Origin of the sequence: Bacillus sp. FSL K6-3459 (genome assembly GCF_038003305.1) — a bacterium.
In the GTDB taxonomy this organism is placed as follows: Bacteria; Bacillota; Bacilli; order Bacillales; family Bacillaceae; genus Bacillus; species Bacillus pumilus_O.
The window spans coordinates 1,513,351-1,529,385 of the sequence record NZ_JBBOOW010000001.1 but is presented as its reverse complement, the minus strand read 5'-3'; the positions used below and the strand labels follow the sequence as shown (position 1 = coordinate 1,529,385).

At 42.8% G+C, this 16,035-nt stretch carries 17 protein-coding genes; 1 reads left to right on the top strand and 16 read right to left on the bottom strand.

The genetic code is table 11. The annotated features are described in order from the left end of the window. Position 1 precedes the first annotated feature (1 nt). The 6 genes from fapR to MHI35_RS07565 all read right to left on the bottom strand — a co-directional run bounded on the left by fapR (position 2) and on the right by MHI35_RS07565 (position 6,499). On the bottom strand, positions 2–568 hold the full coding sequence (gene fapR, locus MHI35_RS07590) for a transcription factor FapR (RefSeq protein WP_012009927.1): 567 nt from the start codon (positions 566–568) through the stop codon (positions 2–4). A 112-nt stretch (positions 569–680) separates the two neighbouring features. Then, positions 681–2,729, bottom strand: coding sequence for an ATP-dependent DNA helicase RecG (recG, locus tag MHI35_RS07585; RefSeq protein WP_335349122.1), 2,049 nt, complete (start codon positions 2,727–2,729; stop codon positions 681–683). Further along, the gene (gene sdaAA, locus MHI35_RS07580; protein ID WP_012009925.1) at positions 2,707–3,609 is read right to left on the bottom strand and encodes an L-serine ammonia-lyase, iron-sulfur-dependent, subunit alpha; all 903 of its coding nucleotides are present in this window, start codon (positions 3,607–3,609) and stop codon (positions 2,707–2,709) included. The genes recG and sdaAA overlap by 23 nt, the downstream gene beginning before the upstream one ends. A 20-nt stretch (positions 3,610–3,629) precedes the next feature. Further along, complete coding sequence (gene sdaAB, locus MHI35_RS07575) at positions 3,630–4,292, bottom strand: L-serine ammonia-lyase, iron-sulfur-dependent subunit beta (RefSeq protein ID WP_088001476.1); 663 nt, start codon at positions 4,290–4,292, stop codon at positions 3,630–3,632. A 149-nt stretch (positions 4,293–4,441) separates the two neighbouring features. Further along, entirely contained in the window at positions 4,442–6,121 is a 1,680-nt protein-coding gene (locus MHI35_RS07570; RefSeq protein WP_144521369.1) for a DAK2 domain-containing protein, read from the bottom strand. Positions 6,122–6,136: 15 nt separating this feature from the next. Further along, entirely contained in the window at positions 6,137–6,499 is a 363-nt protein-coding gene (locus MHI35_RS07565) for an Asp23/Gls24 family envelope stress response protein (RefSeq protein WP_003211680.1), read from the bottom strand. A gap of 271 nt (positions 6,500–6,770) precedes the next feature. Here MHI35_RS07565 and rpmB point away from each other — a divergent pair, with 271 nt between their 5' ends. Next, entirely contained in the window at positions 6,771–6,959 is a 189-nt protein-coding gene (rpmB, locus tag MHI35_RS07560) for a 50S ribosomal protein L28 (RefSeq protein WP_003212514.1), read from the top strand. Between the two features lie 69 nt (positions 6,960–7,028). Here rpmB and spoVM read toward each other — a convergent pair whose 3' ends face one another. The 10 genes from spoVM to def form a co-directional block, all read right to left on the bottom strand. Beyond that, positions 7,029–7,109: a stage V sporulation protein SpoVM gene (gene spoVM, locus MHI35_RS07555; protein ID WP_008354550.1), complete on the bottom strand. Its 81-nt coding sequence runs from the start codon at positions 7,107–7,109 to the stop codon at positions 7,029–7,031. 71 nt (positions 7,110–7,180) lie between these two features. Then, entirely contained in the window at positions 7,181–7,825 is a 645-nt protein-coding gene (locus tag MHI35_RS07550; protein ID WP_144521367.1) for a thiamine diphosphokinase, read from the bottom strand. 60 nt (positions 7,826–7,885) lie between these two features. Beyond that, positions 7,886–8,536, bottom strand: a complete 651-nt coding sequence (gene rpe / locus MHI35_RS07545; RefSeq protein ID WP_211063850.1) for a ribulose-phosphate 3-epimerase — start codon at positions 8,534–8,536, stop codon at positions 7,886–7,888. 3 nt (positions 8,537–8,539) lie between these two features. Further along, positions 8,540–9,436 carry a ribosome small subunit-dependent GTPase A gene (gene rsgA, locus MHI35_RS07540; protein ID WP_211063851.1) on the bottom strand — a complete coding sequence of 299 codons (897 nt, stop codon included), beginning with the start codon at positions 9,434–9,436 and terminating at the stop codon, positions 8,540–8,542. Positions 9,437–9,448: 12 nt separating this feature from the next. After that, positions 9,449–11,404 (bottom strand): Stk1 family PASTA domain-containing Ser/Thr kinase, encoded by a 1,956-nt coding sequence (pknB, locus tag MHI35_RS07535; RefSeq protein ID WP_211063852.1) that lies wholly within the window; start codon positions 11,402–11,404, stop codon positions 9,449–9,451. After that, entirely contained in the window at positions 11,398–12,168 is a 771-nt protein-coding gene (locus tag MHI35_RS07530; protein ID WP_144521359.1) for a Stp1/IreP family PP2C-type Ser/Thr phosphatase, read from the bottom strand. Before MHI35_RS07530 ends, pknB begins: the two co-directional genes overlap by 7 nt. Positions 12,169–12,171: 3 nt before the next feature. Then, entirely contained in the window at positions 12,172–13,254 is a 1,083-nt protein-coding gene (rlmN, locus tag MHI35_RS07525) for a 23S rRNA (adenine(2503)-C(2))-methyltransferase RlmN (RefSeq protein ID WP_211063853.1), read from the bottom strand. A 3-nt stretch (positions 13,255–13,257) separates the two neighbouring features. Next, a complete protein-coding gene (rsmB, locus tag MHI35_RS07520; RefSeq protein ID WP_211063854.1) occupies positions 13,258–14,601 on the bottom strand; it encodes a 16S rRNA (cytosine(967)-C(5))-methyltransferase RsmB in 1,344 nt (447 codons plus the stop codon). Continuing rightward, entirely contained in the window at positions 14,588–15,541 is a 954-nt protein-coding gene (gene fmt / locus MHI35_RS07515) for a methionyl-tRNA formyltransferase (RefSeq protein WP_211063855.1), read from the bottom strand. Before fmt ends, rsmB begins: the two co-directional genes overlap by 14 nt. Positions 15,542–15,546: 5 nt before the next feature. Then, complete coding sequence (def, locus tag MHI35_RS07510) at positions 15,547–16,029, bottom strand: peptide deformylase (RefSeq protein ID WP_211063856.1); 483 nt, start codon at positions 16,027–16,029, stop codon at positions 15,547–15,549. Positions 16,030–16,035: the final 6 nt, after the last annotated feature.

Below are 16,035 nucleotides of genomic sequence, written 5' to 3'. Positions count from 1 at the left end.
TTTACTTTTGTTTTGAGCGATACATGACAAAGTCACCTGAGAAGACAACTTCCTCACCGACATAGCTGTTCACTTCAACTACAGTTCTGCCTTTTTCTTTATCATGCGAGGCTACTTTGGCTTTTGAGACAACTCGTTCGCCTTGTTTAACCTGCCTTGTAAATTTAATATTCGCTTTTGCTGTTAAAGCCAGTTCATCGTCAATGACCGCTACTGCAAGCGAATTTGCCTGGGCGAAGAGATGATGTCCCCTGGCAATTTGGTTTCGGCTAAATACATGCTCTTTTCTCACTTCTAAAATGGAAATGGCTTGATCATCAAGCTCTACATCAATCATTTCTCCAATCACTTCATCCAGTGGAAGTGACTTCACTTCATCCTCTAATGTCTTTTCGGCCACATGCTTAATTCTTTCGCGTAATTCAGGGATTGACAATTCCAAACGATCCAGACGAACCGTTTGAATGCTTACACCGAATTTAGTTGCCAATTCTTCATCAGTAATGAACGGAGTCGAGCTGATCGTTTGCTGGAGAAGCTTTTGACGTTCTTTTTTATTTAGTTTCATATGCAGACACCATCCGTACATTTATGACTAGGTACTAATAGTAGTATATAATCTCATAGGTGATAAATCAATCCTTGTTTCAAAAAGACAAGAAAAATCCTCCAGCGCTTGATCAGCTTAATTTATCTCCGCCCAGCACCCCGCTGTCTACCAGCGTTTGCCGAAGTTCTTTGTATTCCGGATCTGCCCAAAATGCATCTGACTGCACAAGTTCTGCCGCATCTTTTCTAGCGGTTTCCAGTGCTCTGTAGTCATGAACCATATCGGCTACTTTAAACTCAGGCATACCGCTTTGTTTTTTACCGAAGAAATCACCGGGACCTCTTAGCTCTAAATCCTTTTCAGACAGCTCAAAGCCGTCGGTTGTTTCGGACATAATCCGCATCCGCTCTTTGCCGGTTTCTGATTTTGGATCCGCCATTAAAACACAAAATGATTGATGCTCTCCGCGTCCAACCCGGCCTCTGAGCTGATGAAGCTGAGACAGTCCGAAGCGGTCTGCATCGTAAATAACCATGATGGTCGCATTGGGTACGTTGACGCCCACTTCAACGACTGTTGTTGAAACGAGAATTTGCACTTCATTTGCTGTAAAGTCTCTCATCACCTGATCCTTTTCATCACTCGTGAGTTTCCCATGCATTAAGCCGATCGACCACTTACCGCGGTATGCCTCTGTCAGCATGCTGTGGACATCAATCGCATTTTGCACATCGAGTTTGTCTGATTCTTCTATGAGCGGACAAATAATGTATGCCTGTCTTCCTTTTTTCAGCTCTTTATCTACAAATGCAAGAATCCTCTCAAGCATGTCATGCTTGACCCAATACGTTTCGATCTGTTTTCTGCCGGCTGGTAATTCATCAATGACGGACACATCCATTTCTCCAAAAACAGTGATCGCAAGTGTGCGCGGAATAGGTGTGGCCGTCATGAACAAGACATCTGGGTCCTGTCCTTTACTTCTTAGTTTTTTCCGTTGTTCTACGCCAAACCGGTGCTGCTCATCTGTAATCACAAGACCGAGCTGCTGAAATTCGACTTCGTCTTGGATGAGCGCATGCGTTCCGACTAATATATCAATCTCGCCCTCTTTTAAACGTTCCAGCAATTCTCTGCGGCGCTTTCCCTTTACAGAGCTTGTTAGTAGAGCGATATTGAGTCCCCATTTTTCAAACAACTGATAAAGGGAATCAGCATGCTGCTCTGCCAAAATCTCTGTTGGAACCATTAATGCACCTTGGTAGCCGGATAAATGAGCGGCATATAGTGCAATTGCTGCAACAGCTGTTTTCCCTGAGCCTACATCCCCTTGAAGCAGTCGGTTCATCCGGTATGGGGACGCCATATCAGACATAATTTCATCAAGCACTCTTGATTGTGCCTTTGTCAGCGGAAATGGCAGGCTGTGAACAAACTCAAAAACAGCCTCTTTAGAAAACGGATGCTGGATGCCCGATGTTTTTTCTCGTTCTTTCTTTCTGATAGCCTGCATCTTCAGCTGGAAAATAAGAAATTCCTCGTACACAAAGCGTCGTCTTGCTTGCTTGAGCGAGTCTCTTGTTTCTGGCAGATGAATGGTTTTTAATGCTTCCTGATAGGACATAAGTTTATAGGTAGAAACAAGCTGCTTTGGCAGTGGATCTTCAGCTTTATCTACATAAAGTGACAAGGCTTGTTTGACAAAACGCCTCATCATCTTCACGGTTACATTTTCTTTGACTGAATAAACAGGCTCTATACTGCCATCTTGCTCGTGCGTCCCTTTTTTAAATTCCTGCACCATGATCGATTGACGGTTTTTATCCCATTTCCCAGTGACGGATACCGTATCACCTAACACAAGGCTTCTTTTTAAATAGGGGCGATTAAAGCAAATGGCTGTGATGAGGAAACGCCCGACAAGCAGCCTGAATGTCAGCCTGCTTCGTTTTTTTCCATAATAGGTGAGGACGGGCTCACTGTGTACTTTTCCTTCAACTGTGACACGTTCGTCATGCTTTACTTCTTCTAAGTTACGAAGCTCATAGTCGTCATATCGATAAGGAAAGTAGCCAAGTAAATCGGCTACTGTGTGGATCCCAAGTTCATTAAGTGTTTTTTCGGTTTCTTCTCCAATCCCCTTGAGGACTGAGACGTTATCTTGCAGTTTCTGTATCACGAGATGAGGTCACACCTCCGAAAATCTTCTTTTCAAGCTCCCTTGCTGTCGGTGTCGCAGCAAGTCCGCCTTGTGCTGTTTCGCGAAGTGCCGTTGGCATGGTTTGACCGATTTTATACATCGCATCAATAACTTCATCACACGGAATTCGACTTGTGATGCCGGCAAGTGCCATATCTGCTGCGATCATTGCATTTGATGCACCCATCGCGTTTCGTTTTACGCAAGGTACCTCGACAAGTCCAGCGACTGGGTCACAAACAAGTCCAAGCATATTTTTCAGTGTAATCGCCATGGCTTCAGCAGATTGCTGAGGTGTACCGCCTGCCATTTCAACAATGGCTGCTGCCGCCATCCCTGAGGCTGAACCTACCTCAGCCTGACAGCCGCCTGCTGCACCAGAAATGCTCGCATTATTGGCCACAACAAAACCAAATGCGCCAGAAGTGAATAGGAATCTGACCATTTGTTCCTTTGTTGGCTTTAATGTTTGTTTTACTGCAAATAATGTCCCTGGCACCACACCTGCTGAACCTGCTGTAGGCGTTGCACAGATCGTCCCCATTGCGGCATTGACTTCATTTGTTGCCACTGCCTTACTGACAGCATCTAATATCGTATGACCAGACAGTGTTTTGCCAGATGCGATATACGCTTGAAGTTTGACCGCATCTCCGCCCGTTAAACCCGATAATGATTTCACACCTTTTAGCCCGTTTTCTACGGCCTGTTCCATCACTTCTAGGTTGCGGTACATCTGGGAGAAAATATCTTCACGTGACTTCCCTGTCACTTCCATTTCTTGCGTAATCATGATTTCTGAAATGGAGGTATTCCGTTCTTCTGTTAGCTGTACGAGTTCTTTGACGTTTTTAAACATCATTCATAACCTCCTTGTTGTTACTCTGCAATTTGTGTGACTTGAATAATGTTTGGCAGTGTTTCAAGCTCTAATAGGACAGCTGGGTCAATATTTTGATCCACTTCGATGGTCATCAGAGCTTCTTGCCCGACATCTTTACGCGCCACTTCCATATGACCGATGTTGATGGCAAATTTCGCTAACACGTTGGCGACTGCTGCAATCGTGCCATAGCGATCGTTATGAACCACAAGAATAGCAGGATGATTCCCTGAAAGTCTGAGCTCAAAGCCATTCAGTTCAGTGATTTCAATTTTACCACCGCCGATGGAAATCCCGATTAATTCAAGGCTTCCATTTGCATCTGATATCTCTACTTTTGCTGTATTCGGATGCGCTGGCACTGCATCTTCTTCTTTAAATTCAATATCGATCCCTTTGCTTTTTGCAATATCGATCGCTGTTTTGATGCGTTCATCAAATGTATCAAAGTCAAGAACGCCGCCGATAATGGCGACATCTGTACCGTGTCCTTTATACGTATCTTTAAAAGAGCCATAAAATGAAACGACAATTCGTTTCGGCTCTCTTCCGAATAAGCTGCGAGCCACTCTTCCTATTCGAGCCGCACCCGCTGTGTGCGAACTTGATGGACCAATCATGACGGGTCCAATAATATCAAACACACTTCTAAATTTCATAGGTCTTCCCCTCTCATAACCACTCACATATTGGTTTGGTTCTTTCTTTAGACTAATGGATTCAATCGTTTCCCGCAACTCATTTCACCGTTGAATCGTTAGTAAAAAAATGCAAAAGAAGAAGAAGGGCTTTATTTGCCCTTCTTTCGTTATTCTACAGCCAAAATATATGAATAAAGCGGCTGTTTTCCATCGTGGACTTCAACTTCTATATCTTCAAATGTTTCTTCAATAAAGGTTTCTAACTCGTCCATCTCTTCAGACGATGCATCTTCCCCTTTAATGATCGTAACAATCTCATCATCTTCTGTCACCATTTTGGTCAAAAGTTCCTTAGCTGCATCTAATTGATTTTTCGCCGTTAAGGTGATTTTTCCGTTATAGAGACCCATATAATCTCCTTTGGCAATGTCGATTCCATCGATTTGGGTATCTCTCACTGCAAAGGTGATTTGGCCGCTTTTCACGTGGTCAATGGCTTCTAGCATCGCAGCTTCGTTGTCTTCATTTGAAGCTGCTTCATTAAGAGAAAGAAGTGCCGACATTCCTTGAGGAACGGTCTTTGTCGGAATGACCACAACCTCACGATTTGAGACAGTTGCCGCCTGTTTCGCTGCCATGACAATATTAGAATTATTAGGTAAGATAAAGACGGTTTCGGCATGTACGCTTTCAATTGCTGTGACAATGTCTTCTGTGCTCGGGTTCATTGTCTGTCCGCCTTCAATGACGACGGAAGCTCCGATACTTTTAAACAAGTCAGCAATTCCTTCTCCCATTGCGACACTGACGACGCCAAAGCGCTGTTTTTCAGCAACAGCAGATGCCTTTGGTGTAGCAGCAGGTGCATGTTCTTTTTCTTCGTTCACAATTGAGCTATGCTGCTCTCTCATGTTTTCAATTTTCATATTGATCAGGCTGCCGTAGCGCTGTGCATAGGATAAGACATCCCCAGGCTGCTCTGCATGAATATGAACTTTTGCCAGCGTTTCATCTGATACCACAAGAAGTGAATCTCCGAATTCGCTTAAGTCTTCTCTGAAAGCATTCTCATCAAAGGACTGTTTGTCTTCTTCAAATTTCACCATAAATTCAGTACAATAACCAAATTCGATATCTTCAGTGTTCATATGGCTTTGTGCACTTTTATGATGCTCTGCACTGACAAGCTCTTTTAACGTTGGCAAAGAGGCCATCTTTGAAGGAAGTTCCTCTCCTCTTAATGAAGCAAGGAAACCTTCATATACGCAGAGAAGTCCTTTACCTCCACTATCGACAACGCCTACTTCTTTTAACACAGGAAGCAGATCTGGCGTTCGATCAAGTGATGCTCTCGCTTCCTCAATCGTTAACTCAAGAACGCGGTCAATGTCATTTTCGGTTGCTGAAACAGCAACCGCTTTCTTTGCTGCATCCTTTGCGACCGTTAAGATGGTCCCTTCAATCGGCTTCATCACGGCTTTATATGCTGTATCGACACCTGCCTGTAAGGCAAGGGCAAATTCTTTTGCATCAATCATTTCTTTTTGTTCGATTTGTTTACTGAAACCTCTAAAGAGCTGTGATAGGATAACGCCTGAGTTCCCTCTTGCTCCCATCAATAGCCCTTTTGACAAGGCCACGCCGACCTTCCCAATATGATCGGTATTTGTTTCTTCAACTGCTTTTGCCCCTGAAGTCATTGACAAATTCATATTTGTCCCCGTGTCTCCGTCTGGCACTGGAAAAACATTTAACGCATCCACAATTTGTGCGTTTTGAGAAAGATGGTGAGCACCTGCAAGAATCATTTTTGCAAATGAGCGGCCATCAAGATTTCTAATAGACAATATATTTCCTCCTTACTACGGGTTCGTAACTCTTACTCCTTGTACATAAATGTTGACCGAATCAACAGAAAGTCCAACTGTGTGAGAAATTGTATATTTGACTTTCGTTTGAACATTATGTGCGACTTCTGATATTTTTGTACCGTAGCTGACGATGATGTACATATCAATATGAATGCGGTCTTCTTTTTGACGCACAAGAACACCCCGGCTGAAGTTCTCTTTGCGGAGAATATCCGTCAAGCCGTCCTTGATTTGATTTTTGGACGCCATCCCAACAATACCATAGCAATCGATCGCAGCGCCTCCTGCCACCATTGCAATGACTTCATTTGATATATCAATTTGTCCGTATTTCGTTCTAAGTTCAATGGACACATTGGTTCCCCCTTTTTGAGAAATTGCCCTGAGTTATCACTATTTTACTATAAGACCCTTCTTTTTAAAAGAAATCATTCAATCCGACCCAATCCTACTTATACTATAGCCTTGATTTTTTATCAAGATGTCAAGGTATTTTTCTTGAAAGAGGAGTAAACAATCCTTGCAAACCCCTTGAAGCTGTGGTAAATTATTAAAGTATCTTGAGGCATCTCTAAGTACGTATATGAAGAATATGATGATGTTTTCGCAGTTAGGAGGGAAACAAATGGCACGTAAATGCGTTATTACAGGCAGAAAAACAAAAGCTGGGAACAATCGTTCTCACGCAATGAACTCTACAAAACGTACATGGGGCGCGAACCTTCAAAAAGTTCGTATTCTAGTGGACGGTAAGCCTAAAAGAGTATATGTATCAGCTCGAGCTTTGAAATCTGGTAAAGTTGAGCGTGTATAAGCAAGAGTAAACGCCTGCTACAATAACTTGTAGCAGGCGTTTTTATGTGGAAATAAAGGAGATTACTCATTAATCTTTCTTAAATGAACCAAGCATCGCACGGACAATGCCGCCAAGAAATCTAGGCAGTTTGATTGTATAAAATTTCATTTTGTCCCCCTCCTAAAAGTACCGTTTGCAGCACAATTGAGCTTAATCAGCCATCCACATTGATAGGTTGGTCAATCTTTGCTTCTTACCATTATTAATATGCCTTCATGAAAAGAAAAAGTACCATTTGAGTGGATGAGTTCGTTACTAATACATAGTGTGGAACCAGGCTCAATATGACAATTTTTCAGAGGATATTTGAAACCTTTTAATGTCAGCTTTTCAACAGGTGTTCCAAAGGGTAAAAACGATACATATTTTTTATCCTGATCTTCTTTTATTTCGTATGTACCAGGTTCAAACATTTGAATGATATTTTGTTTGTCTACAAGGGTGATATTCTGCTTGTACTGAATCCCTTTGTAAAGAAGATGGATATTTCCTAGAAAATGATCCGCCCTTCCTCCTGTAATACCGTAAATGTAAATATGTGCTGGGTGCTGACTTAGTGCCCAGTTCAGTGCAAGCTCTAAATCGGTTTCATCCTTTTCAGCTTGAAAGACATTCAGGGCAGGCAATTTTTCTTTTAGCTCCCGAAGCTCTTCTTCTGTCACACTGTCAAAATCACCAAATGCTTTGGCAGGGGTAATGCCCTGCTCTAGTAAGAAGAGGGTTCCTCGGTCTACGCCAATCCAGAGAACATCCTCTTGTGATGCTTCACGTTCAAGTGGCGGGATGTATTCAATAGGACCGCCGGCTACGATATGTATGTGCATGATATACGCTCCTCTCCATGTAAAAAGAACCAAAGATCACAATGACTTTGGTTCCTACCTTTATGCTTCTTTAATTGCTTGGATCGCTGCTGCGCGGTTGTCTTTACCGTATACCGCAGAACCCGCGACGAGTAAATTAGCGCCTGCATCCTTGCAGTCCTTTGCAGTCTCTACATTGACACCGCCGTCTATTTCTATCAGTAAATCGGTTAAGCCCTTTTGTTCACTCAGTGCTTTTACTTCTTTTACCTTTTTGAGGACAGATGGAATAAATGCCTGTCCACCAAAACCAGGGTTCACAGTCATGAATAACACTAGGTCCACATCTTCTAATACATGCTCAATGTGAGACACAGGTGTGTGAGGATTCAAGACGACCCCTGCTTTTACACCTTGTTCTTTTATATGTTGTATTGTTCGGTGTAAGTGCGGACAAGCTTCCACATGAACAGAAATAATATCAGCGCCAGCTTTTGCGAATGCAGGAATATACCGATCTGGCTGCTCAATCATGAGGTGAACATCAAGCGGAAGACGCGTATGCGGTCTGATCGCTTCGACGATATTTGGCCCGAATGTCATATTCGGAACAAAATGACCATCCATGACATCGATATGAATGTAATCTGCACCGCCTTGTTCCACATCACGGATATCTTTCTCCAAATTGGAAAAATCTGCTGATAAAATGGAAGGGGCAATATAAACCATGATTTAGTACCTCGGCTTTCTGTCTTTGATTTCAGTTAAAAACTCTAGATAATGCTGATAGCGATACTCTTTGATTTGATCATGCTCTACCGCATCTTTTATCGCACAGCCAGGCTCTTTCACGTGCAGACAGCCTCGAAATTTACAGCCTGCACTTCGGTCTCTAATATCTAAAAAGTATAGACCTAGATCTTCTGCTTCGATGCCAGTAAATTCGAGCGAGCTAAAGCCCGGAGTATCTGCAATGAGCCCGTCTGCTGTTCGAATGAGCTCGACATGTCTTGTCGTATGTTTTCCTCGTCCGAGATGGGATGAGATATCATCTGTTTTCAGTGCCAATTCAGGACTCATCGCATTTAAAAGAGACGACTTGCCTACACCAGACTGACCGGCAAACACCGTGATTTTATTGTGAAAGTGTGGAGTCAGCTTCTCAATGCCGTCTCCTTCAATCGTAGAAGTTAAATGAACCTCATAGCCAATTTGCCGATAGTCGTCTGCATATGCCATGATCGTTTCACGCTCTTCGTCTGTCCTCAATAAGTCCATTTTAGTAATACAGATAATTGGCTCAATATGATTGGCTTCAACAAGTACTAAAAATCTGTCTAAAAGTGATGTGCTAAAGGTTGGTTCTGCCGCTGAGAAAACAAGTACCGCTTGATCAACGTTACTAATAGGCGGACGAACAAGTTCATTTGTCCGTTCCTTTACTTCTAATAAGTAGCCTTCTTTATCGTTGTCTGCTTGATAGACGACGTAATCTCCAACAAGAGGTGTAATTTTATTTTTTCGAAAGATACCTCTCGCTCTGCACTGAACCACTTTTCCACTCTCTTGTGACTCATCTAGCACATAATAGAATCCACTTAATGCTTTTATAATTTTGCCCTCAGGCATAAAGTCCCTCCTTTATTCATCATCAGGGTATTCGATCGTTTTCGAGCTGACGACTTTATCATCAACCGTCACTTGATAATATCCTTTTTGACCTGGTTCAATCTTAAATTTAATGGTCCGTTCAGTCGGCGCAGTGATTTTAAAGCTTTCGTAAGAATCAGAGATGCTATGCTCCGCATCATCAATGGAAATTTGGACATTCATCTCCTGCCCTTCCGCTTCTGGTTCATAAGGGATCGAAATCTTTTCAGTTACCGTTTTGGCTGGTTTTTCCTTCGGTCCAAGTGAGAATGTAATCTTGACCGTGTCACCTGGTTTAACAGCTGTTCCTGCTCCTGGCTCCTGCTTCATGACCTCGCCTTTTGGCACATCGTCAGAATGCGCTTCTTTTTCATCAAGCTTTAAGCCATTATCCTCTAAATAATTCGATGCCGCTTGCTTACTATACGTCGTTAAATCACGTAATGTAATATCGGCAGGACCTATGCTGACAGTCAACGTGACCTCTTCATCTGCTGCTACAAGTTCCGTATTCGCTGAAGGACTCTGTTCCATGACAAGCCCAGATTCGGTGTCATTATCATTCACTTCCTCCACAACGACCTGTTTAAACCCTTTTTTCTCTAATATTTCTTTTGCTTTATCGACCTTTTCACCTGTCACATCAGGTAATTCAGTCTTTTCCTTGCCAGTACTTTCATATAGCTGAATCTCTGTTCCTTCTTTGACCTTTGTGCCGATTTTCGGGTCTGTTTTGACGACGAGACCTTTTTCAATTTTCTCATCAGCAATTTCTATTGACTCCGAAGCGACGGTAAACCCAGCTTTCTTTAAGGCATCTTCTGCTTTTTCAACTGTCATGCCAGATACGTCTGTGACTTCCACATCTTTTGGAAAAAGTAGCCCTGGAAACACAGTGATGGCTAAAATTGTCGCAGCAGTCAATATAAATAAGATGGATGCCACAATCCATGGCCATTTTTTTCGTTTCTTTTTCGGCTTTTGTTTCTCTTTTTTCTTCGGTTTTTGAGCAGAGTGGACGGCTGTTTTTTCATTATCTTGATCAATTTGATGATCTTGAATGATTGGGATCGCTTTCGTTGCTTCATGGTCTTCTTCAATAACAAAGCGTTTTTCTTTTAATCTGGCTGGATCGAAAGCGGTTTTTAAGTCCTTTTGCATTTCAGATGCATCTTCATATCGATAAAATGGATCTTTGGCCATCGCCTTTAAAATGATGTTTTCCACGCTTTGTGGAACAGAAGGATTCCATCTTCTCACAGATGGTGGCTCTGATTGCAAATGTTTCAGTGCAACACTAACAGCCGATTCCCCTTCAAATGGCATGCGTCCTGAGATGAGTTCATAGAGCACAATCCCAAGCGAATAGATGTCTGACTTTTTCGTTGCAAGACCCCCGCGTGCTTGTTCTGGAGACAAGTAGTGCACGGAGCCAAGGACAGAATTTGTATGGGTAATGGTTGCTGAGCTAAGTGCCATGGCAATCCCAAAATCAGTGACTTTGATGTTCCCCATGTTGTCTATTAATATATTGTGAGGCTTAATGTCTCGGTGGACGAGCTGTTTCGCATGGGCTTCTTCCATCGCCGCAACGACTTGCTCCATAATACGAACGGCTTCTTTTGGATGAAGTGGGCCATTGGCGTGTATGTATTCTTTCAGCGTCATTCCCTCGACATATTCCATGACAATATAATAAATGTCATCTTCTTCCCCGACATCGTAGATGCTGACAATATTCGAATGATCTAAGCTTGCAGCTGACTGCGCTTCTCTCCGGAAGCGTCTAATAAAATCATCATCGCTCGCAAAGTCAAACCGCAAAATTTTAATCGCTACTTCGCGATCTAAAATCATATCCTCCGCCAAATAGACGTTTGCCATTCCGCCTCCGCCTATGACGCGAAGAATCTGATAACGGCCGCTGATCCTTTTTCCGATCAACACTTGCTGTCACCCTCCTCTAGCTGGGAGGAGATTTCTAACAGTACTGCTGTAATGTTATCTTCACCGCCGTTGTCATTCGCTGTTTGTATTAACTCTGTAACTTTTTCCTCTGGTGCGGTTGTTTGCGTTAAAATATGAATCAGATTCTCTTCTTCTACTTTATTCGATAGACCATCTGAGCAAAGCAGGATTTGATCTCCTGGGTCCACCTCAAAAGTACGTGCATCAATTTGAACACGTTTATCTGTTCCTAATGCTTTCGTGAGCACATTTTTTCTTGGATGATATTCTGCATCCGCTTTTGAAATTTCACCTGTTTTCACAAGCTCGTTCACGAGTGAATGATCATCTGTTAATTGGGTCAGCGCTCCTTCTCTTAGCAAGTAGCAGCGGCTGTCTCCAATATGCGCAATTGTGACCGTTTGCAAATGAACGAGTGCGCATACAATGGTCGTCCCCATTCCTTGGCATTCCTCATTGTTTTGCGCATGTTCATAAACTTGATCATTAATGTCACTGATTTTTGAGATTAACCAGCTTTCTTGATCGGCTGGCTTTTCTGGAATTGAAGATGTTTCTTCCCAGTATTCTTTTAAAGAAGAGACTGCCATCTTGCTGGCGACATCACCAGCAAGATGACCTCCCATGCCGTCTGCTACAACAGCGAGAAGGGAATCTTCTTTTGCTTCAAAAATACCTGCATCATCTTCATTATGCTGACGGACTTTTCCTGTATCGGTAAGAAAGGCTGCCCTTATCAACATTCGTCACCTCGTCTCTTCCTGACGCTCCTTCGCTCTTAGCTGACCGCAAGCAGCATCAATATCATGGCCTTGCTCTCGTCTAATCGTTACGTTTACGCCGCGTTCTTTCAGCGTTTTTTCAAATAGGAAGATTTGTTCTCTAGGTGTTCTCACATAATCTCTCTCTGGTACATAGTTCACCGGAATGAGGTTCACGTGGCACTTGATTCCTTTTAATAGGTCTGCTAGTTCTTCTGCATGGTGAACCTGATCATTTACTCCGCCAAACAGGCCGTATTCAAAGCTGACACGTCTACCCGTCTTTTGAATGTAGTATTCGATGGCTTCCATTAATTTTGGCAGCTTATATGCCTTATTGATCGGCATTAAGCGGCTTCTGATCTCTGTGTTCGGTGCGTGTAATGACACAGCAAAGTTGATTTGCATTTGCTCATCAGCGAATTGATAGATCTTTGGAATGATTCCACTTGTCGAAACCGTAATATGGCGTGCACCAATATTTAAGCCATTATCATGGTTGATGATTTTAAGGAAGGCAAGCATTTCTTCAAAGTTATCAAACGGTTCGCCAATACCCATGATGACAACAGAGCTAACTCTCTCGTCTGTTTCATCAAGTGCCTGTTGCACTTTTAATACTTGTGCAACGATTTCCCCGGCTTCAAGGTTTCGTTTTAAACCGCCAAGTGTAGATGCACAGAATGTACAGCCGATTCTACAGCCAACCTGTGTTGTCACGCAGACAGAGTTACCATATTCATGACGCATAAGCACTGTTTCAATTGTATAACCATCGTGTAGTTCAAATAAAAACTTGATCGTTCCATCTTGAGACGTTTGTTTGATCACGGTTTTTAAAGTTGTGATTGTAAATTGATCTTTTAATTTTTCTCTTAATTCTTTGGAGAGGTTAGACATTTCATCAAAGGATGTCACACGTTTCTCATAAAGCCACTCAAAAATTTGAGCTGCACGGAAAGGCTTTTCGTCTTGTTCATTTAACCATTCTTTCATTTCGTGAAGCTCAAATGAATAGATCGATGGCATATCTGTTTTCAGTTCTTTTCTTACTTTTTGTTCTGTCATTTTTTATCCCTTCTTTCTCATGCTGCAAATAAAGAAACCATCTGTTCCGAAATAATGAGGAAGAATTTGCACACTTCCATTTTGAACAAACGGAGCAACCTGCTCAGGCAGCCGTTCATTAAGAGATAGATCGGGTTCGAAGTCTTGGTGTTCTTGTAAGAACGCATGAATCACTTGTTGATTTTCTGTTGGGTCCATTGTACATGTACTATATACAAGGGTTCCGCCAGGTTTTAAAAGTGGAGCTGTTTCATTTAAGATTGCCTGCTGAATTGTAGCAAGTCTTGCTGAGTCTTCTGGAGACTTTGTATATTTCATATCTGGTTTTCGTCTGATGACGCCAAAACCAGAACACGGCGCATCAATCAGAATCCGGTCAAATGAAGCTTCGTTGTAATCGCCCTTTGCTTTCCTTGCATCGAGCGCTTTTGCTTCAATCCGAGTAAGGTTCAGACGTTTTGCTGCTTGTTTGATGAGTTTCACTTTATGTTCGTGCAAATCAAGTGAAACAATTTGTCCTTCGTCGTTCATACGCTCAGCGATATGTGTTGATTTTCCGCCTGGAGCCGCACAGGCATCAAGTACAGTTTCTCCCGGCTGAGGGTCTAGTGCTCTTGCGACAAGCATTGAGCTTTCATCTTGAATGGTCACATAGCCTTCTTGAAAAGAAGGGGTTGAAACGATGGACCCTTTCATCAGCTTAAGTGCATCTTCCGATAAGTCGCCAAGCTCCGTTTCAATTCCGGCATCCAGCAGTTTTTGCTTCAGTGCTGCGCGGTCCGTTTTCATTCGATTGACACGAAGGGTTTGCTTTGGCGGTACTAAGTGAATGCGGCACATGCTTTCTGCCGCTTCAAATCCGTACGACTGAACCCATTCCTGTACGAGCCATAATGGGTGGCTTGTCTCAATCGAAAGACGCTTGACTGGATCTTTGATGTCATCAAAAGCCGGAACGCCTTCTCTTTGCACGGAACGAAGAACCCCGTTCACAAGTGAAGAAATGCCCTTGTGCCCTCTCTTTTTCGTTAGCTCTACAGCTTCATGGATGGCTGCACGATCTGGAATCTTTTCAAGGTAGACCATTTGATAAAGAGACATCCGCAAAAGCTGCATGACCCACGGAGCCACCTTTTGCGGTTTTTTCACAAATGGTGCCAACATATAATCTAATGCCAGCTTGTTTTGCAGTGTACCGTACACAAGCTCTGTTAAGAGCGGCTTGTCTTGATCTGCCAAGTCTTTGTCTTTCATGACTGACTGCAACAGTAAATTACTATAAGCTTGGTTTTGTTCGAGTTTGATTAAAGCGTCCAGCGCTACTTCTCTCACATTACTTTTCTTCATTCATTAACCCTAATTTCTGTCCAATTTCGATATTTGCGCCTCTTAGGAAGTCTTCGCCGCTCATCTTTTTCTTACCAGCTGGCTGTACACCTGTCAATAAAAGGCCCTGTTTATTCCCAGTTCCAATGACTGGACCTTCTTTTTGAAGCTCAATCACTTTCCCAGGCTCTTCTTGCGCTTCGAGTGGAATTTTTTTCGCTTCCCATACTTTTAGATGAGCCCCGTTCCATTCAGTATAGGCAACTGGCCATGGATTTAAGCCGCGAACTTGGTTGTAAAGCTCTTCACCGGTCTTTGTCCAGTCTAACCTTTCCTGCTCTCGCTTTATATTAGGTGCGTACGTTGCCGCTTCTTCATTTTGCGGAATTGGCGAAATAGATCCGCTCAGAACATTCGGCACAGTATCTTTCAATAGTGCAGCGCCTGCTACACTTAATTTGTCATGCAATGTACCGACATTGTCTAATTCGTCGATTTCCACTTCTACTTTACTGATCATGTCCCCTGCATCGAGTCGTTCCACCATGTACATGATCGTGACGCCTGTTTTCTTTTTACCTTGAAGGATCGCATAATGGATCGGCGCGCCCCCTCTTAGTTCTGGAAGCAGTGAGGCATGTACATTGATACAGCCAAACTGAGGTTCATCCAGCAGGCGTTTTGGTAAAATTTGTCCAAATGCCGCCGTGACAATTAAATCTGGCTTCAGTGCAAGCACTTTATCAATTTCTTCATCAAGACGTACCTTTTCAGGTTGCAAGACCGGAATGCCGTGCTTTAAGGCTTCCACTTTCACAGGAGGCGGCGTGAGAACTCGTTTTCTGCCTTTCGGGCGATCTGGCTGCGTGACGACCCCGACAACTTCGTATCCTTCTGTTATGAGTGTTTGCAGCACAGGTACTGAGAAATCAGGGGTTCCCATAAATACAATACGTGCCATTTTCTTCACCCTTCCATTTCAGCTAGTTCTTTTTCTGTATAAGTTTGAATGATTTTCGACGTGAATAATATGCCGTCTAAATGATCAATTTCGTGCAATAATGCTCTTGCTAAAAATCCTTCTGCTTCTATTGTAAATGGTTTGCCTTTCTTATCAAAGGCTTTTAACTTCACATAGCTCGGTCTTTCTACTGTGCCGTATAAAGATGGAAAGCTCAGACAGCCTTCAATATCTGTTTGACTTCCTTTTACTTCAAGAACCTCGGGATTCACTAAATCAATTCTGCCAGATTCTTCACCAATATCAACAACAGCAATTCTTTGTGAAATACCAATTTGTGGTGCTGCTAGTCCGACTCCATCTAGCTCAAGCATTGTATCATACATATCATCAAGCAGTTTTTTAAGCTTTTTATCGAACGTATCGACAGGCACTGCCTTTTGTTCGAGTACTTCTGCCGGATGTATGACTATCGGTTTTACTGCCACTTAAAG